This is a genomic window from Pseudomonas sp. GL-B-26 (assembly GCF_019947405.1).
GTDB lineage: Bacteria > Pseudomonadota > Gammaproteobacteria > Pseudomonadales > Pseudomonadaceae > Aquipseudomonas.
This window is the reverse complement of the sequence record NZ_JAGYGJ010000018.1, coordinates 60564-86670: the sequence shown is the minus strand read 5'-3', so window position 1 is coordinate 86670 and position 26107 is coordinate 60564. Positions and strand designations below refer to the sequence as shown.

The window sequence follows — 26107 nt, the reverse complement described above, 5'->3', positions numbered from 1 at the left end:
ATATCGAATGAACAGATTCTTTCTTGCCCTGGGGCTGCTTATCGCCTCTTTCTCATCAATGGGGGCTGACATGTCTAACGGTGCTGACAACTTCTACAAAAGCGAAAAGGTAATCGCAGAAAAGATCACCTTTAAAAATCAATACAAGATGAACGTTGTAGGGAACCTCTACATTCCTAAAGGAATGGATCCCAAGACCAAGAGCCCCGCGATCATCGTAGGGCACCCAATGGGCGCGGTGAAGGAGCAAAGCTCCAACCTGTATGCCCAGAAGCTCGCCGAGCAAGGTTTCGTGACATTGGCGATTGATCTTTCGTTCTGGGGTGAAAGCGAAGGGCAGCCCCGTCAAGCGGTGTCGCCGGACATCTATGCAGAGGACTTCAGCGCAGCGGTGGATTTCCTGGGCACACGGCCTTTCGTTAACCGTGAGCGCATTGGCATCATCGGCATTTGCGGCAGCGGCGCCTTTGTTATCAGCGCGGCCAAGATCGACCCTCGACTGAAGGCAATTGCAACAGTCAGCATGTACAACCACGGCGACCTCTATCGCAAAGGTTTGGGTAATTCGACGACCCCAGAGCAGAAACGCACGGCACTCGCAGAAGCTGCAGAACAACGCTATGTGGAATTCACGGGCGGCGCTACCAAATACACCGCCGGTGCCCCGTTGAAGCTGACAGGCAATGCGATAGGCGATGAGTTTTATGATTTCTACCGCACTCCTCGCGGCGAAGTAACCCCTGCCGGCGCATCGCCGCAGACTTCCACCATGCCGACGCTGGCCACCAATGCGAAGTTCTACAATTTCTACCCATTCGAAGACATCGAGACCATTTCGCCACGTCCGCTTCTGTTTATCACCGGCTCCGAGGCTCACTCCCGTGAATACAGTGAAGATGCATACAAGCGTGCAGCGGAGCCTAAAGAACTGGTCATCATCCCTGGCGCTAACCACGTCGATCTCTACGACCGGGTCAACCTCATTCCTTTCGCCAAGTTGACTACCTTCTTCAAAAGCAACCTGAAGTAGCCTGATCGGTGTCCTGACAGGGCATCGCTTCTCTCGTAGCCTCGTTCTCGGGGCTACGAAGCTTCGCGCAATACAGGATTCAAACAATGACTGATCACACCCTCCCAGTGCCCCATAAATCATGGGGCGCCGTATTTGCCATGTCGCTCGCCGCCTTCGTGCTGGTGGCATCAGAGTTCATGCCTGTAAGCCTGCTTACACCGATTGCCGCAGATCTGCATATCACTGAGGGGCAAGCCGGTCAGGGAATCTCCATCTCGGGACTGTTTGCCTTGTTCACCAGTCTTCTGATCGCATCGGTGGCTGCGCGGGTCGACCGCAAACCGCTGCTTCTTACACTGACACTGCTTATGATCCTTTCTGGAACAGTGGTCGCGTTCGCCCCGAACTACTGGGTGTTCATGATCGGGCGCGCGCTGATCGGTGTTGCGATTGGTGGCTTCTGGTCACTGTCGGCGGCAACCGCCATGCGCCTTGTGCCTGATGACCAGGTCACACGCGCCATGGCAATCGTCAACGGCGGCAACGCTTTGGCGACTGTGATTGCAGCACCATTGGGCAGTTTTCTCGGCGCCCTGATTGGCTGGCGCGGCGCATTTTTGTGCGTCATTCCAGTCGCGATAGTTGCTTGTGTCTGGCTGTTGTTAAGCCTTCCAGCGATGAAATCGCAAAACGATTCAGGCACTGGCAACGTCTTCAAGCTAATGAAAAGCACGCCGGTTGCGTTAGGCATGGTGGCGGTCAGCGTATTTTTCATGGGCCAGTTCATGCTGTTTACCTATTTGCGCCCGTTTCTTGAAACGGTCACGCACGTCAATGTTTCCATGCTGTCGTTGATGTTGCTCGTCCTGGGCCTGGCGGGCCTCGCAGGAACCTTCCTGATTGAAGCGTTCTTGAAAAATGGCCTGCATCGAACCCTCATCGTCATCCCGATCTTGATGGCAGTAATTGCACTGGCGCTCGTTTCATTCGGTAGCTCGGCGGCAACCACGACTGTCTTGCTTGGCCTGTGGGGACTGGTAGCCACTGCAGCGCCCGTGGGATGGTGGACATGGCTGGCGAGAACGCTGCCAGACGCTGCTGAAGCGGGAGGCGGCTTAATGGTGGCGATCATCCAACTCGCTATTGCGTCTGGCGCAACCGTTGGCGGGCTGGTCTTCGACTCGAGCGGCTATCAAGCGACCTTCGAATTGAGCGCCACTTTGCTAGGCGTGGCGGCCGTCCTTGCCTTCCTGGCTGCACGCGCAGCATCGCGGGAGCCTGTTGCATCGGTAAGCATTGCTTGAAAATAACCACAAGACACGCCAAGGCATGTCTTGTGGTTTCGGTGGAGAATACACTCGGAAGTGGGACGTGACCGTCAGCGTGCGCTGTCGATGATTTGGCCACCGTCCGGTGTCAGGCTGTACCCCGTCAGGAACTGTGCATCCTTACTGGCGAGGAACAGCACGACCGGCGCAATATCCTCTTCGGGCGATCCATAACGGCCAAGTGCGTTGGTAGGCGCTGGCACATCTGCCGCAGCCCCCCAAGTGTCTGCCACCGGCATGACGTTGTTTACCGTGATCTTGTCAGCGCCCCACTCCCTTGCCGCCGAGCGAGTCAAGGCACGCACCGCCTCCTTTGCCATGTTGTAAGGGGCATAACCCTGCAAGCCGATGACACCGGCCAACGATGCAAAGTTGATGACTCTACCCTCCCCGCTGGCTTTCAGGTGTGGGTAGCAGGCTTGCATCGTCCGCAGATAGGCAATTGGCCCCATTTCCAGATTGCGTTGCAATTGCTCGGCTGACAGATCGAGAACCGATGAGAAGACGGCGGAGGGATCAAAGGCATTGTTCACCAGAATGTCGATCCGGCCATATTCAGCAACGACCTTTTCCACCGCGCTTTTGATCTGATCCGGGTCGGCGATATCACACACCACTCCGAAAGCGATGCCGCCCGCTGCCTGGATCTCAGCGACGACACCGGCGACATTTTCAGCCGTCCGTGAAACAACGGCCACTTTCGCGCCTTCTCCTGCAAAAAGCTTGGCAGTAGCGCGGCCGATGCCACGGCCGGCGCCAGTGACGATGGCTACTTTTCCATTGAGTCGGGACATGTTGATCTCCAATTATCGACCTAGGCCAACGATGGAGGCACTCGCGTTATGGTGGAGCGAGTATGGGAAAAGCGTTCCGGTGAAGCCAAGCTCGCGTGGTCGTAAACCCAGAAGCGGTTAAGCATTGAATGTTGTTGCCCGATTAATCGCTCCCGAGCAGGCGACAACTATCCTGACACCGGGGGCTATCACGCAAAAAAATAGCGGGTGATGACGTTTCAGAATGACCCGATGCGCAGATGTCATTACCCATACTTGAGGGATGTTTTTCGAGCCTGGGAGCTTAGATCAACTGGCTGTTTTGCCATGGAGATCGCGGGAAGCGCCTTCGAGGGTTTTCCATAAGTTGCGCATCGTAGGGTTCTCATTGGTGATGGAGCAGTAGGAGCGTATCTCCAATCGCGTGCTCCATTCATCACCACCCGTTTTCACCAACTGACCTCGTTGAAGCTCGTCAATGACAGCGCTTTGTGGCAACCATGCCACCCCATAACCCTCGACTGCCATTCGCATCAGTAACATTGTCATATCCGCCTCGTAGCACCGCTCCAACATGCATGCAGTCGGGCCATTCTTTATTACGATGTCGGCAACACGACCTAAAAAAGTCGTAGCTGTATAAGCGAGGTGAGGAACTGTTTTACTGGAGGTGCCCGGTAAGGGATACAGCGGATTCCCATCGCTGTCAGGTGCGCACACAGGAATAAACGCGTCATGACCCAATGTCAAACTCCCGAACTTTTCCGAATCGAGAAGAATGGGTGCCAAGGGGTGATGATAGACAATCATCAGATCACAACTCCCCTCCTCCAGAGATATGACCGCGTCGTGGATGTTGGCGGCAACGACCCGCGCATTGAATTGCTCATTGTGCTGCTGAAATTGCTTCAGCCATTTCGGCAGGAATGTCATCGACAGACTGTGGCCGGCAGTGACCTGGATGGATCGCCCGGGCATCCGCTCTACCTCGCGAAGGCTTGAGCGCAGCATCATTAGCCCCGCCAAAGCTTCGCGGCTTTCTTCACAAAATGTGCGGCCAGCAGAGGTCAGTTGGACAGGATAGGTGCCACGATCCACCAACTCTGCACCTACCCATTCTTCAAGTGACTTTATACGCCTCGACAAAGCCGACTGGGTCACACAGCGAACCTCCGCAGCCCGAGAAAAATTCTTCCACTCCGCGACCGCCAGAAGATCATCCAGCCATTTGATTTGCATACCGACACCTCATGTCCCGAATGAGCAGTTTACTGCGCCTCAGTCGGGATGAAGCAGCAGTTTCGAAAACTATTCCAAAAGCGCATGACGCTATCGGGATTACTCATCACGACCTTTCAAACCCGCCCCTAGAATCGAAAACGTTGGAGCGAGGCCACAGCGCTTCGACCGAATGACACTTGTCTCCTGCCAAGTAAAAAAAGCAAAAAAACCACTTGAGGAAAGCTCCGTGAAGAAAAATAAACTTCCGCGTCGGATCGCAATGGGCATCGCCTTGGGCGTGCTTGTCGGTTGGGCGTGCCATCACTTCGCAGGGAGCGAACAAAGCGCCAAAGAGATCGCGTCTTACTTCTCGATGGTCACCGACATTTTTTTACGCATGATCAAGATGATCATCGCGCCCCTGGTATTCGCGACACTGGTCGGTGGCATTGCCAGCATGGGAAACTCCCGCTCCGTTGGACGCATTGGCCTGCGAGCCATGGCCTGGTTCGTCACCGCGTCGGTAATCTCGCTGGCAATCGGCATGGGCCTGGTCAACCTGTTCCAACCCGGTGCGGGACTGAATATGGAGGTCGTCCAGCATGCGGCGAGCCCCGTGGTGAACACCGGGGATTTCAGCCTCAAGGTTTTCATCAGTCACGTGTTTCCCCGCAGCATTGCTGAAGCCATGGCCAACAACGAAATCCTGCAAATCGTGGTGTTCTCGTTGTTCTTCGGGTTTGCCCTTGCAGGTGTGAAGCGAGCGGGTTACACAACGATTGTCGATGGCATCGAAGAGCTGGCCAAGGTGATGTTCAAGGTCACTGACTTCGTCATGGCCTTCGCGCCAATCGGCGTTTTCGCAGCCATCGCATCGGCGATCACCACCCAAGGTCTTGGCTTGATAGTCGATTACGGAAAGCTGATTGCCGAGTTCTACTTGGGCATTGTGATTCTGTGGTGCGTGTTATTCGGTGCCGGCTATCTGTTCCTCGGCCGCTCGGTGTTTACCTTGGGCAAGCTGATCCGCGAACCTGTTCTGTTGGCATTCTCCACTGCCAGCAGCGAGTCCGCGTATCCGAAAACCATGGAGGCACTGGAGAAATTTGGTGCGCCGAAACGCGTATCCAGCTTCGTTCTACCGTTGGGGTACTCATTCAACCTTGATGGCTCGATGATGTATCAAGCGTTCGCCATCATGTTCATTGCACAGGCCTACAACGTCGACTTGAGCTTCACACAGCAACTGCTGATCTTGCTGACGCTGATGATCACCAGCAAGGGAATGGCGGGTGTAGCCCGAGCATCGGTGGTTGTGGTGGCGGCTACGTTACCCATGTTCAATATTCCCGAAGCCGGTATTTTGCTGATCCTTGGCATTGACCAATTCCTTGATATGGCCAGGACTGCCACCAACGTGGTTGGCAATAGCATCGCGACGGCTGTGGTGGCCAAATCAGAACCACATGAAGAAGCTGAAGACGCGCCCGGCACTGAGTCTCCGCTCCCAAATCACACTCTGACACCAGCCTGAGAACCTAATCATGAAAGGTAAATCGAAGCCGTCCAGCGGGTCATCGTTTGCTCGCAAACTAGGTATCGTCGGCGGGCTTGGCTCACTGGCCGGCGGCGATCTTTTCTACAAGTTGGTGAAGTCCAGAGCTGTTCTGGAGGATCAAGGTCGCTATCACTTCCTGTTTGAACAACACCCCTTCAAAGACGTCCTGATGCCCCTGGATCGGGGTGCCAATATGACCTCCAGGAAGTTCTATGTTTTCCAGGTTTGTCAGACATTCGAGGCCAGCGAAGTCAATGCAGTCTTACTGCCTTGTTTTGCCAGTCACACCTTTCGTGACGAGATCCAGGAGGAAATTGGCATACCCGTTCTGGATATGATGGCGGCGTTACGCAAGCACATTGATCATGTCGCTGAACGCGGCAGTACGTTGGGAATCATTGCGTCTGACTATGTTCGGCACTCAGGACTGTTTGAGCGCTATTTCGGCACTGATTTCAAGATCGTTTATCCAAACGATAACGAGCAATCTGGGTTGATGGACGCCATGTACGGGGTTAACGGTATCAAAGATGGATTCCTTGACGGTGTACCGCTCGAATGTGTTTATCAAGCCTGCCTTTCGCTTCAGGATCAGGGGGCCACAATCATCCTGCCTGGCATGACTGAGCTCTCGTTGGTCTGTGGTGATCTGCAACGGCGTGGCGTCACTGTCCTGGATATCAATGAGATCTATGCCGCTTTCGCTACCTTGGAGAAAGGTCAGTCGACCCGTCCGCCATTCAAGCTTGGGATAGTGGGTGGAGTTGGGCCAGCGGCAACGGTCGACTTCATGGGTAAAGTCGTTGCGCATACACCGGCAGGTCGCGATCAAGAGCACATCAAAATGGTGGTGGAACAAAACCCGCAGATCCCTGATCGCACAGCCAACTTGCTGAATGACGAAACTGATCCGACGATGGCGATGTACGCAACGTGCAGGCGACTGGAAAGCGCCGGCGCCAATGCCATAGCGATCCCGTGCAATACAGCTCACGCATTTGTTGAGCGCATCCAGCCGCACCTGCGTGTACCTATTGTGAATATGCTGACTGAGACGGTAGAGGCTATCGTGCAGAGGTATGGCGCTGGCAAAACCGTCGGGCTGCTAGCGACCTCCGGCACAATAAAAAGTCAGGTGTATCACGAGGCAGCTCGCCGAGCTGGGCTGCAGATAATTGCTCCCGGTATGGATTACCAGACGTTGGTGATGGAGTCGATTTATGGAGACCACGGAATTAAAGCGGGTTTCACAGACGGCATCTGTAAAGACCAGCTCTTGATCGCAGCAGAGCACTTGTGTGAACTGGGTGCAGATGTGCTCATCCTGGGGTGCACAGAACTACCCCTGGTGCTAGAGCATAGCGAATCCTACATGATCAAAAATCATGAGGTCGCATTGGTCGATCCAACAACCATTTTGGCATTGAAATGCATTGAGCTAGCCCGGCGTTTTTCAAGGTAGTTGTCGCGTCTACCGTCTCGCTACGCGACTTTTACCACTACGGTCATAAGCCCAAACACCGTATCAAGCCTGCTGGGGTAAAACCCTCGCAGGGAATGCTTCCTCTTTGAGCTTCTCCATTACCAATCCAATGAATGCTGATACCGCCAACGGCAAATGTTGCCGACTAGGGTAAAGCACATGCAAGCCGTAACCAGTGCGATGGTAATTCGGTAGCACAGGCACAAGGCGGCCAGCCTGAAGATCGAATTTAGTGATAGTGGGCGGCAGCAACGCAATGCCCAACCCAGCCAACGTAGCCTTGCGCAAAGCCTGAGCGGTGTTGCCATTAAATCGGCTGGTAATCTGCACCTCTTCCTCAGCGCCGTTTGGCCCATAAAGACGCCATGTGGTAACGCCGCTAGGATGACCGAAACTCACACAGTCGTGATTGACCAGATCCTCTAGCGTAGTGGGCACACCTTGTTTACTCAGGTATTTAGGGCTGGCGACCAACCCTTCATTACCTGCGCCAATGAGTTGGCGACCGACGTATCCGGAGTCTTGTAAAGTGCCGCCTCGAAACGCGATGTCGATCCGATCAGCGATCAAATCGGCACGTGCATCACTCAGCACGAAGTCAAGCTGCACCCGTGGATACTCGGCTAGAAAATCGGCCACCCACTCCATAGGGAAAAAGTCGAAAAAATCAGCCATCGCCGCAATACGCACGATGCCACTCGGCTCCTGACTTCCCGTCATTAACTGTTGCCCGGCATCGATCAGGCCTTCTACGGCGCCAGAGCACCTGTCATGAAAAGCCTGACCTGAATGGGTAAGTGTGAGCTTGCGTGTGGAGCGCTGCAGTAACCGCGTGCCGAGCTGAGCCTCGAGTTGTTGAACGCGCCTGCTTAAGGTGTTGGAGGGCATTCCAAGCTGCCGCGCCGCTTCGGCAAAGCTGCCATTGCGCACCACTTGTACAAACAAAGCGACGTCGTTCAGGTCAAGCATGGTATCGCCACCACATCGTAAAATGGATTAGTCCAATCCAATTATGCCATCTAATAAAGCAATGAATGGGCGCATATCATTCAGGCATAGCTGCAGTGACCTGCAATCTGCCGGAACAACCTATGACCTCCCCCCTCACCCTCATCGGCATCGTAATCAGCTCGACCCGTGAAGCTCGCTTCGGTGAAAAGCACGGGGTCTGGATCCACGAGATAGCAAAGCAGCGCAAAGATCTCACCATCGAATTGATCAACCTGCGGGATCACTCGCAGCTCTTCTTCGACGAACCGCAATCTCCAACCTCGCCTGACATTAAAAGTCTGAAGGGGCAACGCTGGGCCGACAGGCTCGCACCGATCGACGGCCTGATCGTGGTCACACCAGAGTACGACCAGGGTACAAGCGACGAGCTGAAAATAGCCTTCGATAGCGCTGGCCAGAAGCTCAGCCGCAAGCCGGTCGGCTTCGTTGGTTATGGCGGCACTGGTCGCGTCATCGAACAGTTACAGCTGGTAGCCATTGAGTTGCAGATGGCCCCGCTAAGCAATGCCGTGCACATAGACATCGCTGAATTCATCGGTATCTGGCAACAGGGAAAGAACTTCAACGATTACCCGCATCTGGCCCAGGCAGCCACAAAACTGCTCGACGATATTGTCTGGTGGGCCCAAGCACTCAAAAAACCGAGAGCAAAGATATGACCACCGCCGTCGCTATTCTGCAACGCGCCATAGTTCATCGCACCAAGGGCAGCACACATGGCCCGATAACGCGGCTTATGAGCCCGGGCGATCTGGGCGAGCTTTTGAAACCTTTTATTTTCCTGGATATTTTCAGTTTGAACGCCAGTCGAGGTAAGTCGAATTTCGGCATGCACCCGCACTCAGGGATAGCGACGGTTACCTTCATGAGCAAAGGCGACGTCGCCTATGAGGACACCACTGGCGCGACAGGTGTATTGCTTGCCGGTGGCGTTGAGTGGATGCGCGCCGGCAATGGGGTGTGGCACGACGCTACGCTGGCCAACGAGTCCTCAATGCAGGGATTCCAGCTCTGGGTAGCGCTACCACCGTCGTTAGAGAACGCTCCCCCGAAGAGCGTCTACCTGGCGCCCTCCCAAGTTCCGCAGGAAGGCCCCGCGCGCGTGCTCCTGGGACGCTACGGTGCTGCGCAGAGCCTGATTGAAGCTCCGAGTGATATGAACTATCTCGCCGTGAATCTGAAAGACGGCGAGCGCTGGCGGTACACCCCGCCGTCCGATCACACCGTTGCCTGGCTCGCGGTTAATGCAGGACGGCTGGACGCAGGGGGCCTGATTAATACCGGCGAGCTCGCCGTATTCGAGGAGTCCGAGCAACACATCGATTTCGTGGCTCAAGGCGATTGCTCATTCGTACTGGGCTCAGCAGTGAAGCATCCGCACGAACTGGTGACGGGCTACTACTCGGTACACACGAGCAAGGCAGCTCTGGCACAGGGCGAAACTGAGATACAGCGTATCGGCGAACGCCTGCGGCAGGAGGGACGACTGAGCTAGCCCCTGAGGCGCGCCTTCAGTCGATACGACTCCCCGCTAAACATATCGCCAACCCCGAATATTAATCCTCAACTTACAGAGATACATCATGACCACGAGCAATCTCGACCTGCTTTTGTCCCCTGCACAAATCGGCTCTCTCCCTCTGAAAAACCACATGATTATGGCGCCTTTGACGCGAAGCCGCGCCGGAGAAGGTGATGCTCCGACGCCCACCGTGGTTGAGTATTACCGCCAACGCGCCGGAGCCGGCCTTATCATTACCGAAGGCTCTCAGGTTTCGGCGCAGGGCAAAGGCTACATGCGAACGCCGGGCATCTTTACCACTGAGCAAATAGCGGGCTGGAAAGAAGTGACCGACGCTGTTCATGCGGAAGGTGGACGTATATTCCTGCAACTCTGGCATGTCGGACGACTGTCGCACCCGCTGGTGCAGATCGACAGTGAACGGCCAGTAGCCCCATCAGCGATCAAGGCTGATGGCGAAATTTACACTCCTGAAGGACTGAAGCCTTATGAATTGCCACGGGCTCTAGATCTCGATGAGATTCCTGGCGTGATCGCTGATTTTCGCCAAGGTGCTGAAAACGCGAAACGTGCTGGATTCGACGGCGTAGAAATCCACGGTGCAAACGGTTATCTAATCGACCAGTTCCTGCGCGATGGCACCAATACCCGAAACGATGCCTATGGTGGTTCCATAGAGAATCGCGCTCGATTTCTTAAGGAGGTAGTCGAGTCCGTCATTGAGGTCTTCGGGGCAAGCCGTGTGGGTGTTCGCCTGTCGCCAATCTTCAATTATTTCTCCATGAGCGACAGCACTCCCCAAGCGACTTTTAACTACGCAGCCAAGATGCTCAGTCGCTATGGTTTGGCCTACATACACGTGGTTGAACTTGGAGAAGGGCAATTCGATTTCGTAGAACTAAAGCGTCGTTTCGGTAGCACCTACATTGCCAATGGTGGTTATGACGCAGAGCGAGCCGGAACGGCGATCAGCTTAGGCGATGCTGATCTGGTGTCGTTTGGCACCGCGTTCCTGGCCAACCCTGATTTGGTAGAGCGATTCAAACACGGCAGGTCCCTGAACGAAGCAGACCCGACGACGTTCTACCAAGGTGAGGATCGCGGTTACACGGACTATCCGACCATGGCGGAATCCCGATAGATACTCAATGACAACGCTCACATCTTCGGCGACCACCGTGCTGGTCTGGGTGGAAAAAATTCAAGCATGCTGAGCCAGACCGCGCGCCCAGGCAGGCAGATGCCATCTGCCTGCAGCGATGGCATCAGGTGCTACCCACACGGTTAACATCATTCTGCCGGTGGTTTGTATCCCGCAAGCATTTTCAATACCTCATCATGTGAACCGCTCGCTTCAGCAAACCGTAATGGCTTGGCGCGCTCGACGACAAGTTCGTGTGGGGTCGGAGTGATCTCGAGCAGTTCGAATATTTCATTCAAAAACTCGTCCAAGGGCATGGCGTGCTCGTCATTTTCCTGCCCAAGCAAAGAGGTACGCACACCCGGTGGCGCAAGCTCGATAACCTCGACTGACGAGGCCTCTAGCTGCACTCGAAGACTTTGAGTGAACGAATGAACTGCCGCTTTGGTTGCGCTGTAGGTCGGTGTAGCAGGCAGCGGTACGAATGCCAAAGCCGAGCTGACATTCACAATCGTTGCACTGGGCTGCATGATCAGATGGGGAGTAAATGCGTACACCATTCGAATCGTGCCAAGTAAGTTCGTTGTCACGATATCTTCGGCTGTGCTCAGGCTTTCCGGATCAGTCAGATCCTCCCAATGCATGATGCCAGCGTTATTTATGAGAACGTTCAGATTCGGGTGGCTGATCGCAAGCGTTTCACTGTTGCGTTTGATGGATTGTGGATCGGAGACGTCCAGCAACACTGATTCAATACCTGGATGTTCCGACACAATCTTGTCGAGCAGAGCCTTGCGACGTCCCGCGATAATTACTTTGTTGCCCGCCTTGTGAAGCCTAAGTGCCAGACCAAGGCCGATGCCTGAGGTGCCGCCAGTAACCAGAATCGTGTTGCCAGTGCTGTTCATAGTAAACTCCAGAAACGTTGCGTAAGCGGACAAGTGTCCACTTGCAAACCGTAACGGACAATTGTCCGCTTAGCAACATAATGAAGGAAAATTTTGCTCATGACTGACGAGTTGGTGATGCGTTCTGACGCCAAGAAAAACCGTGAACGGATACTGGAGGTCGCGGTGGTAGAGCTGACTAGCGATCCTGCGGTTCCGTTGAGTACGATTGCGAAGAAGGCTGGGGTAGGACAGGGCACGTTCTATCGCCACTTCCCTACCAGAGAGAAGCTGGTATTCGAGGTCTATCAATTCGAAATGCAGCAGGTAGCCTCGTTGGCGGAAGAGCTCCTCGCGACAAAACCACCTAAGGAGGCCCTCCGAGAATGGATGGACTGCCTCGCTGAATATGCAATGACAAAGGCAGGACTCGCTACTGCGATACAACAAGCTGCGTCTATTTACGAGTTCCCAGGGAAGTCGGGATACGCTCCAGTCCAGGCAGCAGCCGAGTCGCTTTTGAGGGCAAATGAAAAGGCCGGAACGATTCGTAGCGGGATTACTAACGACGACTTTTTTCTAGCCATCGCCGGAATTTGGCAAATGGATTCCCAGAGCGAATGGCGCTCGCGTCTCGCCAGATTGATGAACTTGGTGATGGATGGTCTATGCGCTGGCAGCCCCGAAAGCCTTAAGAAAAGCGTGTAGCCTAAAAAACCAGATACCGCGTCGTGGCTAAAGGAATCGGAGCTCAGGGCCCTTTAGCTAAAGGCTGATTTATCTTGGATGCGGCTTGAGTAGGTGCACCAACCTATAAGCCGCGCTCCATCCAGTAAGGCGACCATACTGCCAGCGCCCTTCTGGTCACTCCGTCCACCTGTGTCCTAGCCCGTGGACATTCACGAGGTCTCTCGGCCGCCGTCCTTCGAGACCCATCAGCAAATTTTCCAGAGCACGCTGTGCCATTGCATTGCGCGTATCGGTTGAAGGCCAGGACTGTCTTTTTCATGACGCTTTATTTCACCTGTTCAAACTCAATTCGAATCGTGCTCTGACTTCAAATAGGTCTTTACCCACTCTCGGTAATTGTCCGAGAGTGTGTATTTAGAAAGCAGCTCGGGGAGAGAAAGCTCGCTCCCCTCTGTGCCGCTTTGTTCGCGCAGCGCCTCGTAGGTCGCTTTGATTGCGGACAAATACGGGGCATGCCCATTGACCACAATCCGCACATTGGCTGCACTCAGTTTCTCAACATCGCTCAGAGCAGGGTTTCCATAATTGATCAGCATGATCGGTACGGAAAGATGCGAGGTGAGTGCTTCCAAATGTTGGAAATCCTTTACTCCAACAAGGCAAATCGCGTCGGCCCCAGCTTTTTGATAGGCCGTGGTGCGTGCAATGGAATCTCCCAAAGTGCTAACGGCCACATTCGTCCTGGCGATGATGCTAAGTGCATCATCTGACCGAGCAAATCGTGCAGCGTAAATCTTGCTCGCGGCCTCCTCCATATTGATGAGCACGTTCGATTGCTCGTCGTATTTGGCCGGTAGGTGAGTGTCTTCTAGCGTAAGCGCGGCAACACCGGCCTTCTGCAGCTCGGTGACCGTTCGCATTACATTGAGCGCGTTGCCAAACCCGTGATCAGCGTCTCCAATGATTGGGATTTGACTGGCCCGTCCGACCCTGGAAACTTGCTCCGCATACTCATCAAGAGTGAGCAACGAGATATCTGGGGCACCGAGCACTTGAAGCGAGGCGACGGATCCACCTTGGATGGCGACCTCAAAGCCAAGGTCAGAGGCCATTCGAACCGAGATCGGATCGAACACTGATGCGGCAAATTTACAGACTGTTCCATGAAGTAAATCACCGAACGCCTTACGTAATTCGTGATGGGATCGCTCAATCATTTTTTCGGCTCCATCGCAATTCTACTGAGAACTTCGCTGAATGGTTCTGTGTGAACGAGGCATCGAATAGCTACCGGTCATTGCGCCCTATCCGAAGAGGAATGACCGGGTAATCGATGTTGATTACTTTTGCGTTGCTAACGCTCTACGCTCCGCCTTTGCGTTTTTCATCGCGGCAATTTCACGCTCACAGGCTTCTACATCGAACGAGTTGTCCCACTTGGCAATGGCGATAGTGCCGATACCGTTGCCAATCAGGTTGGTAACAGCTCGCGCTTCATTGAGGAACCGGTCGATGCCCAAAAGTAGTACAAGGCCCACCAACGGAATGGAGTGGATGGTTGTAAGCGTTGCCGCGAGTGTTATGAACCCGGCACCCGCCACACCAGCCGAGCCTTTCGAGGTCAACAGGAAAACACCCAACAGAATCATCTGATCCATAATCGTCAGCGGCGTATTGGTTGCCTGCGCGATAAAAATCGCCGCCATGGTGAGGTAAATGCAGGTGCCATCCGCATTGAAGGTGTATCCAGTTGGCAGCACCATGCCCACCACCGACTTCTTGCAGCCCAGCTTTTCAAGTTTCACCATCATTCGCGGAAGCACAGCCTCAGTCGAGCAGGTTCCGAGCGTGATGAGAATCTCGTCCTTGAAGTAGCGGAGAAACTGAAATAAAGGCATTCCTGACCATCGAGCAACCGTTCCAAGCACCACCACAATAAAGATCAGGGTGGTGACATAGAGCGCAATCAGCAACTGGCCGAGTGACAGCAGCGTACCGATCCCGTATTTGCCAATCGTGAACGCCATACCGGCACCGGCACCAATTGGAGCCAGCCGCATGACCATTGCGACGATCTTGAACAGGCCTTGCAGGAACAGGTCGATGGTATTGATCAGCGGTTTGCTGGTTTCACCCATTTGAACCAGGGCAACACCCATCAAGACTGAAAGCAGGATGACCTGGAGCATGACGCCATTCGAGAACGCGCCGATAAATGTTTGTGGGATGATGTTCATGAAAAAATCGACGGTACCACCCTGCTCAGTGGCAGCTTGGCTGTACTTGGCGATAGCACTGCCATCCAGTGTGTCGACGTTGATGTTCATCCCAACGCCTGGCTTTACGACATTGACCACAATAAGGCCGATGACCAGCGCGATGGTTGAAAGAATCTCGAAGTAGAGCAGCGATTTAACGCCAATTCTCCCGACCTCTTTGATGCTGCCCATTTTGGCGATACCGACAACCACGGTGCCAAAAATAATAGGGGCCAACAGCATTTTGATGAGTCTGATAAAGCCGTCGGCAAAAGGTTGAAGCTTGGCTCCGAATTGCGGTTCAAAGTGACCGATTGCTGCACCGACTACGATACCGATCAGCACCTGCACATACAGCTGGCTGTACCAGCGGGACTTGGAGATTTCCACGGAAGCACCTCATTTTATTTTTGTGATGGGCGTGTGGCGTGGCGTCAGTGGGTGACGCCTGATAACTGCGGCCTCTTGAAAAAAAGGCCGCAGTTCAAGGGCTATTAGCCTTCGCCCAGCTCACGCATCACTGCGTACAAAGCTGACTTGGCTTCGAAGCCGACACCTGGAATATCCGGCAGACCGACATAGCCGTTTTCCACACGAATCCCGTCAGCGAACCCGCCGAAAGGCTGGAACACGTCTGGGTACGATTCGTTACCGCCCAGGTGTAGACCCGCTGCGATGTTCAGGGACATCTGGTGACCACCATGCGGAACTACGCGGCGGGAAGACCAACCCATTTCTTCCATCACCTTCAGGGTGCGCATGTACTCCACGAGTCCGTAAGACAGGGCGCAGTCGAACTGGAGGTAATCGCGATCAGGGCGCATACCACCGTGGCGAAGCAGGTTTCGAGCATCCTGATGGGAGAACAGGTTTTCACCAGTAGCCATGGGCAGTTCATAGTGGTTTGCAAGCTCAGCCTGCAGTTCATAGTCCAGCGGATCGCCAACTTCTTCGTACCAGAAGAGGTTGTACTTTTTGATGGCCTCCGCGTACGCAATACCTGTCTTCAGATCGAAGCGGCCATTGGCGTCGACCGCCAGGCGACGACCATCACCTACCACTTCAAGTACCGCTTCGATACGACGGATATCTTCGTCCAGTGGCACCGCACCAATCTTCATCTTGACGACGTCGTAGCCACGATCCAGATAGCTCTGCATTTCTGCTTTGAGCTTGGTCTGATCTTTGCCAGGGTAGTAGTAGCCGCCCGCCGCGTAGACCCAGACCTTGTCATCTGCCACGCCGTCGCGGTAACGGTCGGCCAGCAGGCGATACAGGGGCTTACCTTCAATCTTGGCAACCGCATCCCACACAGCCATGTCGATGGTGCCAACCGCGACTGAGCGCTCGCCGTGACCACCTGGCTTTTCGTTGGTCATCAGGGTTTTCCAGATGGCGAACGGATCCAGGTTATTGTTTTCATGATCGACGAGAGTATCTGGATCAGCTTCCGTGATACGCGCCAGGAAGCGATCACGCATCAGAGCGCCTTGGCCATAGCGACCGTTGGAGTTGAAACCGTAGCCGATGACAGGTTTACCATCGCGAATCACATCCGTGACGACAGCGACAACCGAGCAGGTCATTTTCGAAAAATCGATGTAGGCATTGGCGATTGGGGAAGCGATAGAGACGGTTTTTTCACGGATGTCTACGATACGCATGACGGGTTCCTCTTGTTGTTGGTGGCCCCACGTTATGCTTTGCGGTGACACCCGCCCAATGCTATTAATGCCGCGCCCTATGCACAGGAGGCATTGCCCTTGGAACTCGTTTGGCTCGAAGACTTTTCAGCGTTGGCGGAGTACGGCAGCTTTGTTCGCGCGGCTGAAGCGCGCCACGTTACTCAGCCTGCGTTCAGCCGCAGAGTCCGTTCACTGGAGAACTGGATGGGTGTTGAGCTGTTCATTCGCACGCCACAAGGTGCAACGCTGACAGAGGCTGGGAAGCAGATATTGCCAAGTGCCCAAGAGACTGCCAGGCGCTTGTACAGAATGCGAAGTGAAGCCCAGGAAGTAGCGGGAATGGCTGCTAAGACTCTGCAATTCGCTGCGACCCATTCGCTATCATTCACGTTCTTCCCGAGGTGGCTAAGAAGCACGGAAAACGGCGCCCCCATTGAGGCTGTGCGACTGCATTCCGATAGCATGGCGGTCTGTGAGCAGATGCTGACTCAGGGCCAGGTGCAGTTCCTGCTTTGTCATCGCCACCCGGATGTTCCACCGCTGTTGGCCCCTGATCAGTTCATAGGCAAAAAGGTCGGCGAGGATGTTCTCGTTCCACTGGCGAGCGCTTCTGCCGACTTTGGAAGTGCGCCCGCATCGCTGCCGTACTTGGCGTATACCCAAGAGTCCGGATTGGGCCGCATCGTGGCTCATCGACTTAATGGAAAGGAGGATTTCCTTCACCTCAAGCCATTATTCAGTAGTCACCTCGCTGCGGTACTGATGTCCATGGCCCTGGAAAACAAAGGTGTGGCCTGGCTACCAAGGAGCCTAACCGAACAGGAAGTCACCGACGGACGTCTTGTACGAGCTCTTGATGAAAGCTGGGATATCCCCTTGGAAATTCACCTCACGCGTCCAACGGCTCCTATCAGCCAATCCGCTGAAGAATTTTGGGCGAAGTTGAGAGACTGCTGAATATCGTTCACGGAAGAGGGTGCCTACTTTCCGGGGCAATGCTGAGCCAGGACGCTACGAGTCAGAGCCGTAGCTCTCCACCAACTCTTTCAAGGTTCGGTGATTCCCACCCATTGTCTCAACGACAACATTTCTCGCACCACTTTCAATGCCTGGCTAAATGATCAAGATCTGCACTGCACGTCTTAGGCAACTTGATCTAATCGCCAATGGAGCCAACACCCTATTTAAGTGCGTCCATCTATGCGTTCCCCTGCGGCTCACTGACTGGCGACAACGGCAATGACGCAATTAACTCAGCGTGGCAAACCTCTAGTATTTCATCAGCCAGAGAAGAATCATCTGGGCAGGCGCGCGACAACATGACTGCACCGATTGCATGCGCCAGCATGTTGATCATTTTTGCCCGTCCCCCATCCTGCGGCGCGTCTTGCCTCGCTTTGTTCATTTCTTCGAGCGCTGCCAGCGTGCTTTCTACCCCGCTGGCAAAGGTGGCCTTCAACTCATCTGATTGACGCGCAGCGTCTCCACAAAGGGCCGCCATGGTGCAACCGCTACCCCTGCCGTCTCGGTGATCCCTCGATACATATAGATCGACGAATTCAGCAACGTCGAGACCTTCGGAACTGGTCAGCGAATGCGAAAGACTGTTCGCTGCCGCTTCAGCCATCAGATCAGCCTTGGAGCCGAAATGCTTGTAGAAACCTCCTTGCGTAAAACCGGCTGCAGCCATTAGCTCCGCCACCCCCACGCCATCGTAGCCACGCTCGCGAAACAGCTCTGAAGCCGTCTCAACGATGTGAGCTCGATTGGCGAGTGATTGCGCCTTGGTGATCTTCATTTCCTGTGCCTCTGCATCTCAAAGCAATGCCCTCATCATACTCTGATGTCGATCATAATCAAAAGCGTTGACATCTTTGAGTATGATCGACATCATAAATACGCCAACGCGAATCTTCCCTGACACGGCGCATGTCGCCCTCATTAATCAACGAGTATGGAAACGATATGAACGATAAGACGTTATTTGAGCCGTACACGCTCGGCTCGCTGACACTTTCCAACAGAATCGTGATGGCTCCGCTGACGCGTAACCGTGCGGGAGAAGGCTTCGTCCCGAGCGAGTTCGCTGCAACCTATTACAGCCAAAGAGCCTCTACAGGCCTGTTGATCTCCGAAGCCTCGCAGATCTCGCAGCAGGGACAGGGCTACCAGGATACGCCCGGTATCTACACGCAGGCGCAGATTGATGGCTGGCGCAAGGTCACCGATGCCGTCCACGCAAAAGGCGGACGAATTTTCCTGCAACTGTGGCATGTCGGACGCGTATCGCACGTTGACCTGCAGGAGAACGGTGCCGCTCCGGTAGCACCCTCCGCTCTCCGTCCTGCAACAAAAGTATTCGTCAATAATAGCTTCGTGGACGTTTCAGAGCCGCGAGCGCTTGATATCAGCGAGCTTCCCGGGATCGTTAATGATTTTCGCCAAGCGGCGGCAAATGCCATCGCTGCGGGATTCGATGGCGTAGAGATCCACGGCGCAAACGGCTATTTGCTGGATCAGTTCGTCAAGGACGGTGCCAATATCCGCACCGATGCCTACGGTGGCTCGATTGAAAACCGCGCTCGCCTACTGCTGGAAGTGACGGCGGCGGTAGTAGCCGAGGTCGGTGCAGAACGCACAGGCATCCGTATATCGCCAGTTTCGCCAGCCAATGGTGTCTCCAGCAGCGAACCGCAGGCCCAGTTTGACTACATTGTCGACCAACTCGATGCCTTGGGCATTGTGTACCTCCATGTGGTCGAAGGCGCGACTGGCGGGCCACGCGATATTGCGCCCTTCGACTTTGGTTCTTTGCGCCAACGCTTCAAAAACACTTACATCGCGAACAATGGCTACGACGTGAATTTGGCCACCTCTCAACTCAACGATGACAAGGCTGATTTGTTCGCCTTTGGACGTCCCTTCATCGGTAACCCGGACTTGGTGGAGCGCCTTAAAACCGCTGCCTCTTTGTCGGCATTCGATCCTGCGACCCTGTATGGCGGCGGTGCAGAAGGCTACATCGACTACCCAACCCTTGCTGAATCCAGTACCCGGCACGGCTAAAAATCAGGTCTGCGCACGTCCTCCGGACACCACGCATGACTCGCCTATCGATATCCGAAACTGAGGATCAATTCATGAGCATCCCTACCACCGTTCTCATTACCGGCGCCTCCACTGGCATCGGCGCTACCTATGCCGAGCGCTTTGCACAGCGCGGGCACGACCTCGTACTGGTTGCCCGCGACAAAGGGCGGCTGGATGCTCTTGCAGCGCGGCTGCGTGAGAAACACAACATCACCATTGATGTTCTCCAGGCTGACCTGACCCAAATCAGCGATTTGACCACGGTCGAGGCGCGCCTGCGCGACGACGCCAGTATTGGCATCCTGGTGAACAATGCAGGTGCCGCACAATCCGGCAGCTTTATCGAACAATCCACCGACAGCGTTGCTCAGTTGGTCACGCTCAATACTACCGCTCTGGTACGGCTTGCCAGCGCCATCGCCCCACGCCTGGCACAAGCCGGGGACGGAGCGATTATCAACATAGGCTCGGTTGTTGGCCTGGCACCTGAGTTCGGCATGACGGTCTACGGCGCGACCAAGGCGTTTGTACTGTTTCTTTCTCAAGGTATGAGCCTGGAGCTGTCGCCCAAAGGCGTCTATGTGCAAGCCGTTCTGCCGGCAGCCACTCGCACCGAAATCTGGGAGCGAGCGGGCATCGACATCAACACCCTCAGTGAAATCATGGAAGTGGGTGATCTGGTCGATGCGGCGCTGGTCGGTTTTGATCGTCGCGAGCCCGTGACCATTCCACCCTTGCAGGACGCCGCCCGTTGGGATGCATTGCAGGGTGCACGTCAGGGCTTGCTGTCGCAGATCAGGCAATCCGATGTCGCCGAGCGTTATCAAGCCAAAGCGTAATCATCGTGCAGCAGGCGCTGGTACGCAGCACTCGATTTAAAAGCGCCTGCAACACAGTCTCACTTGCAGCTTTTCGACCCGCATCACGGGACAAACATGAATATTCAAGACACCAAACTTCATCCCGGATCGCGCACAAAGTTCGTAAATGCAGCGAACGAATGGATCAAGGTCGAAGGAGCAGCGTTCGCTTACCGTGACATAGGCCCTAAGGGTGAGTTGCCGCTCGTTCTGCTTAACCATTGGGGCGCAGTGCTGGACAACTTCGACCCACGGATCATGGATGGGCTCGCAAGCACCAGGCGCATCATCGCCACTGACTATCGGGGAATCGGTGCCTCAGATGGCATCGCCCCTGCGACGGTCAGCGAAATGGCAAACGATGCCATTGCTGTGATTCGTGCGCTGGGGTTCGAAAAGGTCGACCTGCTGGGTTTTTCACTCGGAGGATTCGTGGCCCAGGAAATTGCTCTGAGCGCCCCTGACCTGGTGCGCAGACTGATTCTGACCGGTACAGGGCCTGCTGGCGGTAGCGGCATCGACAAGGTCTGGTCCGTGTCATGGCCATTGATGCTTAAAGGTTTGCTGACGTTGCGCGATCCAAAGACCTACCTATTCTTCACCTCTACGGTCAATGGCCGGCGAGCCGCCAAGGACTTTCTGAATCGCCTGAAGGAGCGCAGGAAAGATCGAGACAAAAATCCAACGCCAACCGCTTTTTTGCGGCAGTTGAAAGCCATTCACGCATGGGGCAGACAACCCCCACAAAATCTCAGTCGCATACAGATACCGACGCTAATCGCGAACGGTGACAACGACATCATGGTGCCCACGAAGAACTCTACCGACTTGGCAAACCGGATCCCGAATTCACACCTGATCATTTACGAAGACGCAGGGCATGGCGGAATTTTCCAACATCATGCCGACTTCGTGGCCAAGGCAACGGTATTCCTGGATGCCTGAGCGTGTTCGGCCATTCCCATTTGAAACTATGAGAGTTGAATCAACATGAAGGCATTTCTAATCGACCGTTACGGCAAGAATAATGGCCGTATCGCCGAGGTGCCCGCGCCAGAGGTGGGTGCACATGACGTCCTGGTTCAAGTGCATGCCACAAGCGTCAACGTGCTTGATTCAAAGATCAGTACAGGCGAATTCAAACTGATCTTGCCGTATTCATTCCCTTTGATACTGGGCAATGACCTGGCTGGGGTGGTGGTTGGTGTGGGCTCAGCTGTGCGGCGCTTCAGGCCAGGTGACGAGGTCTACGCACGCCCTCCTCAGGAGCGCATAGGCACGTTCGCCGAGCTGATTGCGGTGCACGAAGACGCACTCGCGTTGAAACCTAAAAACATAAGCATGGAAGAGGCCGCATCCCTCCCACTGGTTGCGCTGACGGCTTGGCAAGTGCTGGTTGAAACCGCCAGGCTGAAAAAAGGCCAGAAGGTCTTTATCCACGCCGGCTCAGGTGGTGTCGGCACCATCGCCATCCAGCTCGCCAAACATCTGGGCGCCTTCGTTGCGACTACCACGAGCACAAACAATGTTGAATGGATTAAAGCGCTGGGAGCGGACGTTGTCATCGACTACAAGAAGCAAAACTTCGAAACCGTTTTGCAGGACTACGACGTCGTATTGAACAGCTTGGGCGCTGATGAACTGGAAAAGTCGCTCAACATTCTGAAGCCTGGGGGACAGCTCATTTCCATCTCGGGGCCGCCGACTCCACAGTTCGCTGAAGAGCAAAAACTGTTTTGGGGATTGGGTTTGGTGATGCGTTTATTGAGCAGCGGTACCCGCAGAAAAGCTCGCAAGCGTAACGTCAGCTACGCGTTCGTATTTATGCGTGCCAGTGGTGCCCAGCTGGATGAGATAACGGCGCTCATCGAGTCCGACATTATAAAGCCGGTGATCGACCGAACTTTCCTTTTCGAATCGACAGCCGAGGCGTTGAGCTATGTCGGGCAAGGGAGATCAAAAGGCAAGGTCATCATTAAAATACAATAACTAACTGCCGCCACTCTGTGACGAGAGTTTAGGTTGAGCAGCATGTCTTGGCATTCCGATGCTGTTCCAGAACTAACCCGCTTTTACCCTCCTCCGGCGTCCTGCCGATCGTTAAACATCCTTCATGTAACGCGATGCTACGCTGTCCTCAAAACAGAGGAGTTGCGATTCCACATTCAGACCTGCTCCCCTCCCTGCTGTACAAGATCAACGAAAACCAACTCGCGCTGGAGGCCGCCATCCTGGAGCTTTCCGATTGGGTTGAGCAGCGCGGATCGGCCGATGTCGCCGACAACGTGCGCGGAGCCCTGGAAGCCATCGACAAGAACGAAGAGTTCATCAAGATGACGCTCGCGGTGATGATTGCGCCGGGATGGTTGCTATCGACCGAGGTTGTGTAAGAACGGTATGGAGCAGGTTTGATGGTCAGAACCAGAACGAAAATCGTGTTCCTACGCCCCATTGCCCAAATGGTTAAGAATGCCAAATATTGCCGCCAGGAGAGCGAGAGGCTGCTCCAACAGCTACGTGATTCGGAAACTAGGCTTCTTTTGAACCCAGCCATTGACCCCATTCCTCCAAGCAACCATAAAAAGCTGAAGAACTGTAAGACCTATCCGCTAAGGCGATGCTGCAACTATGGCGAGAATGAGCAGGCACGTTGGAAAAGGTGCGAGTACATGGAACACAGTAAATCGCCATCGGATCTTCACCCATGGCATTGTTTGGCTCCAGACTGATGATACAAGATGCCGCGAATAGTTTGCTCCTGACTGTTTTCTGCCAAGTACCACGCTGGCCTTAATGCACTAGTACCCCATGCTGGGGGCTGTGGCAGTCTAACCTATTGTTTCTAAACGAATAGAGCCACTTATAAGGGTAGCAAAACACCCGCTTTTTTGTGCTTATGCAAACGGAAACACGCGGCTTCCAGAGGAGGTTTTGCGCAAGCCGACCCAACAAAAGCGCCTCCAGGCTTACTAGGCATAAGCGGACACCACATTCGCACCACTCATACGGCCGGGAGAGAAATGTCACCTTCTCGAATTATGGACGAGTCGGTCAACGAAGAACTCCATATGCCCTCTGGGGGTAGCCAGCAAAGGCCAAGCGTCGACCTTTAAAGCGATTTCCTGAAATGCTTGGGCGCACTTGGAGCGCGGAAAGTGTTCGTAGACTGCTCGCTGCTTCTGCACTGCCCTACGCGCACATTCATCGTACGGAACCGCTCCCACATACAGCAGGGTTACGTCGAGGAAGCGATCGGTGACTTTGGCCAATTTAGCGAACAGCGCGCGACCTTCCTTCGGGCTCTGCGCCATATTGACCAGCACCCGGAAACGGTCCATTCCGTAATCACGATTAAGCAGTTTGATCAGTGCGTAGGCATCGCTGATCGAGGTCAGTTCGTCGCAGACCACCAGCAAGACTTCGTGGGCCGCCCGGACGAAACTGACCACCGACGAGCCGATGCCCGCAGCTGTGTCAATCACCAGCACATCGAGACTGTCACCGATTTCACTGAAGGCCTGGATCAGGCCTGCGTGCTGAGCCGGAGACAAATGCACCATGCTCTGGAAGCCTGAAGCCGCGGGGACGATTCGTATCCCGCCCGGACCGCGCAAAAGTACATCGGATAGCTCACAGCGACCTTCGATTAAATCGGCAAGCGTGTACTGTGGGGAAAGCCCCAACAGGACATCGATATTCGCCAAGCCAAGATCGCCATCAAGCAATACGACTTGCCTTCCAAGTTTCGCCAGCGCCAATGAAAGATTCACAGCCACAGTCGTCTTACCGACGCCGCCCTTTCCGCCGGTCACGGCGATAACTTGTACAGAACGCAAACCATCCATGTTTTTGATTCCCTTCCATGTGCAACGCTTGCAAGTAGTCGCTAACTATTCCTGGATACGCAACTGTAACTGAAAAGTACAGACACGTAGCCCCTAGCTGTAGCACAGAATCACCAGAAACGCTGTAACCCACTACATGGCAATCACGCGAACCAGAACGGCCACTGCTGCGATGCCCTCATCCTCCGAGTAATCGCCTATGCCGAATTCAGACCTGTTCCCTTCCCTGCTGTTCAAGATCAACGAAAAACCAGCTCGCCCTGGAGGCTGCCATCATGGAGCTTATGTTTTAGGTCGAGCAACGCGGAGCAACCGAGGTCGGTGGCAATGTGCGTGGCGCCTTGGAAGCGATCGACAAGAATGAAGAGTTCATCAAGATGACGCTCGCGGCACTGATGACGCCGGAGTGATCGCTCACAGGCAGAAATCGGCCAGCAACAGATATGAGCGGGCTCACTACCTTTGTGACAAAGGCGATCAGCTAGTTTGTTTCAGCGTTTGCCAAGTAAAAAGACACATGATACCTGCCCATCGGCGCCCAGAACCAGCTCACGCCTAAACTGCGGGTGAACATTGGTGTGGCCTATGATTCATCGGCGGTGGACGACAAGGACCGTACGGTTGACAACCCAATGGGCGACACTTGGCGTCTGGCGCTTTTAACCGGTGCGACTGTCAGATTCGAGCGTGCTGATTTCTGCTATCAACGAACGCTTTGAATCTGAGACCGGATGAATGGTCGGGCAAAATACGGCGAAGCAATCATGATGCGACTAGCGTTATGTATTCGTACTGCCACCCCGGCATACATATAGCGGTGACTTGCAATGGATAAGATCGCCCGAAAATTGATCATCCCCTCCGTAGCCCGCATTACTGGAGCAGGACTTGCCCTAATCGCCGGATTGGGCATAACTCAAGCGGCACATGCCGATGAGGCCTATGCCAAAAGCCAACTCAAGAACATGTCCGACTACATGTCAGCGCAAAAAAACATATCGTTCAACTATGACACCATTCTTGAAGTGGTCACTAAAGATCAGCAAAGACTGGCCCTGGCAGGCTCCGGTGCTACGTCGATCAACCGGCCTGACAAGCTGCACACTACACGTTCCAGCGGCTTTGCAGACATGGAAATGTTGTTTGATGGCAAGACGCTCACGTTGATTGGTAAAGGTAAAAACATTTACACGCAGATCGAAGTTCCGGGCACGCTTGACCATCTGTTCGATGTACTGCGGGATAAATACGACAGGCCACTTCCCGGCGCTGACCTGTTCATGTCAGACCCTCAAGATCAGTTGATGGCAGACGTGACCAACATCAAAGACTTGGGCAGCGGTGTTATTGGCGGTGTCGAATGCGATCACCTGGCTTTCAGGAAGAAAGAGGTGGATTGGCAAATATGGATTGCCCAGGGCGAGCGGCCCTACCCTTGCCGTTACTCCGTTACGTCAAAAAAGGTTGCCGGTGGTCCGCAGTACAGCATTCAGCTAAGCGACTGGAAAAGCGGCGATGCCGTTGCACCTGAAGATTTCGCTTTTAATAACTCAACGAATGCCAAAAAAATCGAGTTGAAAGACCTGCCCAACGCCGAGGACTTACCGAGCAACTTTGTGCGAGGAAAAACCAAATGAACCTCTTGATGAAATCATGCGGCTTTCTTCTGGCTGGATTCGTTCTGATGTGCGCGCTGGAGCTGGGAGAGACCTTGTCGATCCCTGGAGTACACAGTTTGATTCC

General features: G+C 54.3%; 25 protein-coding genes and 3 pseudogenes. 18 read left to right on the top strand and 10 right to left on the bottom strand.

All coding sequences use genetic code 11. The features are described from left to right. The first annotated feature begins 7 nt into the window (after nucleotides 1–7). Nucleotides 8–1030 carry an alpha/beta hydrolase gene (locus KGB23_RS14180; RefSeq protein ID WP_223431541.1) on the top strand — a complete coding sequence of 341 codons (1023 nt, stop codon included), beginning with the start codon at nucleotides 8–10 and terminating at the stop codon, nucleotides 1028–1030. Nucleotides 1031–1116: 86 nt separating this feature from the next. Next, nucleotides 1117–2316, top strand: coding sequence for an MFS transporter (locus KGB23_RS14175; protein WP_223431540.1), 1200 nt, complete (start codon nucleotides 1117–1119; stop codon nucleotides 2314–2316). Between the two features lie 74 nt (nucleotides 2317–2390). Here the strand turns inward: KGB23_RS14175 and KGB23_RS14170 are convergent, their stop codons facing one another. Next, nucleotides 2391–3134 (bottom strand): SDR family NAD(P)-dependent oxidoreductase, encoded by a 744-nt coding sequence (locus tag KGB23_RS14170; RefSeq protein ID WP_223431539.1) that lies wholly within the window; start codon nucleotides 3132–3134, stop codon nucleotides 2391–2393. Nucleotides 3135–3159: 25 nt separating this feature from the next. Between KGB23_RS14170 and KGB23_RS14165 the strand changes: the two are divergent. Beyond that, nucleotides 3160–3255, top strand: a pseudogene (locus KGB23_RS14165) (transcriptional regulator); the annotation flags it as partial. Between the two features lie 167 nt (nucleotides 3256–3422). Here the strand turns inward: KGB23_RS14165 and KGB23_RS14160 are convergent. Beyond that, nucleotides 3423–4352 carry a LysR substrate-binding domain-containing protein gene (locus KGB23_RS14160; RefSeq protein ID WP_223431538.1) on the bottom strand — a complete coding sequence of 310 codons (930 nt, stop codon included), beginning with the start codon at nucleotides 4350–4352 and terminating at the stop codon, nucleotides 3423–3425. A gap of 229 nt (nucleotides 4353–4581) precedes the next feature. Between KGB23_RS14160 and KGB23_RS14155 the strand changes: the two genes are divergently transcribed. Next, entirely contained in the window at nucleotides 4582–5868 is a 1287-nt protein-coding gene (locus KGB23_RS14155) for a dicarboxylate/amino acid:cation symporter (protein ID WP_223431537.1), read from the top strand. Between the two features lie 10 nt (nucleotides 5869–5878). Next, nucleotides 5879–7354, top strand: a complete 1476-nt coding sequence (locus KGB23_RS14150) for an amino acid racemase (RefSeq protein WP_223431536.1) — start codon at nucleotides 5879–5881, stop codon at nucleotides 7352–7354. Nucleotides 7355–7417: 63 nt separating this feature from the next. Here the strand turns inward: KGB23_RS14150 and KGB23_RS14145 are convergent, their stop codons facing one another. Further along, entirely contained in the window at nucleotides 7418–8344 is a 927-nt protein-coding gene (locus tag KGB23_RS14145; RefSeq protein ID WP_223431535.1) for a LysR family transcriptional regulator, read from the bottom strand. A 122-nt stretch (nucleotides 8345–8466) separates the two neighbouring features. Here KGB23_RS14145 and KGB23_RS14140 point away from each other — a divergent pair, with 122 nt between their 5' ends. The 3 genes from KGB23_RS14140 to KGB23_RS14130 all read left to right on the top strand — a co-directional run bounded on the left by KGB23_RS14140 (nucleotide 8467) and on the right by KGB23_RS14130 (nucleotide 11049). Then, entirely contained in the window at nucleotides 8467–9045 is a 579-nt protein-coding gene (locus KGB23_RS14140; protein ID WP_223431534.1) for an NADPH-dependent FMN reductase, read from the top strand. After that, complete coding sequence (locus KGB23_RS14135) at nucleotides 9042–9881, top strand: pirin family protein (protein WP_223431533.1); 840 nt, start codon at nucleotides 9042–9044, stop codon at nucleotides 9879–9881. The genes KGB23_RS14140 and KGB23_RS14135 overlap by 4 nt, the downstream gene beginning before the upstream one ends. Nucleotides 9882–9969: 88 nt before the next feature. Next, nucleotides 9970–11049 (top strand): alkene reductase, encoded by a 1080-nt coding sequence (locus tag KGB23_RS14130; RefSeq protein ID WP_223431532.1) that lies wholly within the window; start codon nucleotides 9970–9972, stop codon nucleotides 11047–11049. A 149-nt stretch (nucleotides 11050–11198) separates the two neighbouring features. Here KGB23_RS14130 and KGB23_RS14125 read toward each other — a convergent pair whose 3' ends face one another. Beyond that, nucleotides 11199–11957: an SDR family oxidoreductase gene (locus KGB23_RS14125; protein WP_223431531.1), complete on the bottom strand. Its 759-nt coding sequence runs from the start codon at nucleotides 11955–11957 to the stop codon at nucleotides 11199–11201. 99 nt (nucleotides 11958–12056) lie between these two features. On the opposite strand from KGB23_RS14125, the gene KGB23_RS14120 reads away from it, so the two are divergent. Beyond that, nucleotides 12057–12644, top strand: a complete 588-nt coding sequence (locus KGB23_RS14120) for a TetR/AcrR family transcriptional regulator (protein ID WP_223431530.1) — start codon at nucleotides 12057–12059, stop codon at nucleotides 12642–12644. Between the two features lie 326 nt (nucleotides 12645–12970). Here the strand turns inward: KGB23_RS14120 and KGB23_RS14115 are convergent, their stop codons facing one another. From KGB23_RS14115 to KGB23_RS14105, 3 genes are all read right to left on the bottom strand, one after another. After that, nucleotides 12971–13843, bottom strand: a complete 873-nt coding sequence (locus KGB23_RS14115; RefSeq protein WP_223431529.1) for an oxaloacetate decarboxylase — start codon at nucleotides 13841–13843, stop codon at nucleotides 12971–12973. Nucleotides 13844–13966: 123 nt separating this feature from the next. Then, nucleotides 13967–15274 carry a C4-dicarboxylate transporter DctA gene (gene dctA, locus KGB23_RS14110; RefSeq protein ID WP_223431528.1) on the bottom strand — a complete coding sequence of 436 codons (1308 nt, stop codon included), beginning with the start codon at nucleotides 15272–15274 and terminating at the stop codon, nucleotides 13967–13969. 104 nt (nucleotides 15275–15378) lie between these two features. After that, nucleotides 15379–16548 carry a mandelate racemase/muconate lactonizing enzyme family protein gene (locus tag KGB23_RS14105; protein ID WP_223431527.1) on the bottom strand — a complete coding sequence of 390 codons (1170 nt, stop codon included), beginning with the start codon at nucleotides 16546–16548 and terminating at the stop codon, nucleotides 15379–15381. A gap of 99 nt (nucleotides 16549–16647) precedes the next feature. Between KGB23_RS14105 and KGB23_RS14100 the strand changes: the two genes are divergently transcribed. Next, nucleotides 16648–17526: a LysR family transcriptional regulator gene (locus tag KGB23_RS14100; protein WP_223431526.1), complete on the top strand. Its 879-nt coding sequence runs from the start codon at nucleotides 16648–16650 to the stop codon at nucleotides 17524–17526. 54 nt (nucleotides 17527–17580) lie between these two features. Here the strand turns inward: KGB23_RS14100 and KGB23_RS30425 are convergent, their stop codons facing one another. Continuing rightward, complete coding sequence (locus KGB23_RS30425) at nucleotides 17581–17640, bottom strand: hypothetical protein (protein WP_411741499.1); 60 nt, start codon at nucleotides 17638–17640, stop codon at nucleotides 17581–17583. Between the two features lie 127 nt (nucleotides 17641–17767). Continuing rightward, a complete protein-coding gene (locus tag KGB23_RS14095) occupies nucleotides 17768–18367 on the bottom strand; it encodes a TetR/AcrR family transcriptional regulator (protein ID WP_223431525.1) in 600 nt (199 codons plus the stop codon). Nucleotides 18368–18534: 167 nt separating this feature from the next. Here KGB23_RS14095 and KGB23_RS14090 point away from each other — a divergent pair, with 167 nt between their 5' ends. From KGB23_RS14090 to KGB23_RS14070, 5 genes are all read left to right on the top strand, one after another. After that, nucleotides 18535–19635 (top strand): alkene reductase, encoded by a 1101-nt coding sequence (locus KGB23_RS14090; RefSeq protein WP_223431524.1) that lies wholly within the window; start codon nucleotides 18535–18537, stop codon nucleotides 19633–19635. A gap of 74 nt (nucleotides 19636–19709) precedes the next feature. Next, nucleotides 19710–20498 (top strand): SDR family NAD(P)-dependent oxidoreductase, encoded by a 789-nt coding sequence (locus KGB23_RS14085; RefSeq protein WP_223431523.1) that lies wholly within the window; start codon nucleotides 19710–19712, stop codon nucleotides 20496–20498. 96 nt (nucleotides 20499–20594) lie between these two features. Beyond that, nucleotides 20595–21464 carry an alpha/beta fold hydrolase gene (locus tag KGB23_RS14080; protein WP_223431522.1) on the top strand — a complete coding sequence of 290 codons (870 nt, stop codon included), beginning with the start codon at nucleotides 20595–20597 and terminating at the stop codon, nucleotides 21462–21464. 45 nt (nucleotides 21465–21509) lie between these two features. Continuing rightward, entirely contained in the window at nucleotides 21510–22508 is a 999-nt protein-coding gene (locus KGB23_RS14075) for an NADP-dependent oxidoreductase (RefSeq protein WP_223431521.1), read from the top strand. A gap of 167 nt (nucleotides 22509–22675) precedes the next feature. Next, a complete protein-coding gene (locus KGB23_RS14070) occupies nucleotides 22676–22909 on the top strand; it encodes a hypothetical protein (protein ID WP_223431569.1) in 234 nt (77 codons plus the stop codon). Nucleotides 22910–23542: 633 nt separating this feature from the next. Here the strand turns inward: KGB23_RS14070 and KGB23_RS14065 are convergent. Then, nucleotides 23543–24364: a MinD/ParA family protein gene (locus tag KGB23_RS14065; RefSeq protein ID WP_223431520.1), complete on the bottom strand. Its 822-nt coding sequence runs from the start codon at nucleotides 24362–24364 to the stop codon at nucleotides 23543–23545. 199 nt (nucleotides 24365–24563) lie between these two features. On the opposite strand from KGB23_RS14065, the pseudogene KGB23_RS14060 reads away from it, so the two are divergent. The 3 genes and pseudogenes from KGB23_RS14060 to KGB23_RS14050 all read left to right on the top strand — a co-directional run bounded on the left by KGB23_RS14060 (nucleotide 24564) and on the right by KGB23_RS14050 (nucleotide 26001). After that, a pseudogene (locus KGB23_RS14060) lies at nucleotides 24564–24774 on the top strand (hypothetical protein). Between the two features lie 120 nt (nucleotides 24775–24894). Then, nucleotides 24895–25020 (top strand): annotated as a pseudogene (locus KGB23_RS14055) (transporter); the annotation flags it as partial. Nucleotides 25021–25191: 171 nt separating this feature from the next. Further along, on the top strand, nucleotides 25192–26001 hold the full coding sequence (locus KGB23_RS14050; protein WP_223431519.1) for a DUF2092 domain-containing protein: 810 nt from the start codon (nucleotides 25192–25194) through the stop codon (nucleotides 25999–26001). The last annotated feature ends 106 nt before the right edge of the window (nucleotides 26002–26107 follow it).

Bases quoted from the DNA above. Each gene is read 5' to 3' on its own strand.
- KGB23_RS14050 (WP_223431519.1), top strand. From the start codon at position 25,192: ATGGATAAGATCGCCCGAAAATTGATCATCCCCTCCGTAGCCCGCATT.
- KGB23_RS14175 (WP_223431540.1), top strand. From the start codon at position 1,117: ATGACTGATCACACCCTCCCAGTGCCCCATAAATCATGGGGCGCCGTA.
- KGB23_RS14180 (WP_223431541.1), top strand. From the start codon at position 8: ATGAACAGATTCTTTCTTGCCCTGGGGCTGCTTATCGCCTCTTTCTCA.
- KGB23_RS14120 (WP_223431530.1), top strand. From the start codon at position 12,057: ATGACTGACGAGTTGGTGATGCGTTCTGACGCCAAGAAAAACCGTGAA.
- KGB23_RS14140 (WP_223431534.1), top strand. From the start codon at position 8,467: ATGACCTCCCCCCTCACCCTCATCGGCATCGTAATCAGCTCGACCCGT.
- KGB23_RS14125 (WP_223431531.1), bottom strand. From the start codon at position 11,957: ATGAACAGCACTGGCAACACGATTCTGGTTACTGGCGGCACCTCAGGC.
- KGB23_RS14130 (WP_223431532.1), top strand. From the start codon at position 9,970: ATGACCACGAGCAATCTCGACCTGCTTTTGTCCCCTGCACAAATCGGC.
- KGB23_RS14090 (WP_223431524.1), top strand. From the start codon at position 18,535: ATGAACGATAAGACGTTATTTGAGCCGTACACGCTCGGCTCGCTGACA.
- KGB23_RS14065 (WP_223431520.1), bottom strand. From the start codon at position 24,364: ATGGATGGTTTGCGTTCTGTACAAGTTATCGCCGTGACCGGCGGAAAG.
- KGB23_RS14150 (WP_223431536.1), top strand. From the start codon at position 5,879: ATGAAAGGTAAATCGAAGCCGTCCAGCGGGTCATCGTTTGCTCGCAAA.
- KGB23_RS14105 (WP_223431527.1), bottom strand. From the start codon at position 16,548: ATGCGTATCGTAGACATCCGTGAAAAAACCGTCTCTATCGCTTCCCCA.
- KGB23_RS14115 (WP_223431529.1), bottom strand. From the start codon at position 13,843: ATGATTGAGCGATCCCATCACGAATTACGTAAGGCGTTCGGTGATTTA.
- KGB23_RS14085 (WP_223431523.1), top strand. From the start codon at position 19,710: ATGAGCATCCCTACCACCGTTCTCATTACCGGCGCCTCCACTGGCATC.
- KGB23_RS14145 (WP_223431535.1), bottom strand. From the start codon at position 8,344: ATGCTTGACCTGAACGACGTCGCTTTGTTTGTACAAGTGGTGCGCAAT.
- KGB23_RS14075 (WP_223431521.1), top strand. From the start codon at position 21,510: ATGAAGGCATTTCTAATCGACCGTTACGGCAAGAATAATGGCCGTATC.
- KGB23_RS14095 (WP_223431525.1), bottom strand. From the start codon at position 18,367: ATGAAGATCACCAAGGCGCAATCACTCGCCAATCGAGCTCACATCGTT.
- KGB23_RS14160 (WP_223431538.1), bottom strand. From the start codon at position 4,352: ATGCAAATCAAATGGCTGGATGATCTTCTGGCGGTCGCGGAGTGGAAG.
- KGB23_RS14080 (WP_223431522.1), top strand. From the start codon at position 20,595: ATGAATATTCAAGACACCAAACTTCATCCCGGATCGCGCACAAAGTTC.
- KGB23_RS14135 (WP_223431533.1), top strand. From the start codon at position 9,042: ATGACCACCGCCGTCGCTATTCTGCAACGCGCCATAGTTCATCGCACC.
- KGB23_RS14170 (WP_223431539.1), bottom strand. From the start codon at position 3,134: ATGTCCCGACTCAATGGAAAAGTAGCCATCGTCACTGGCGCCGGCCGT.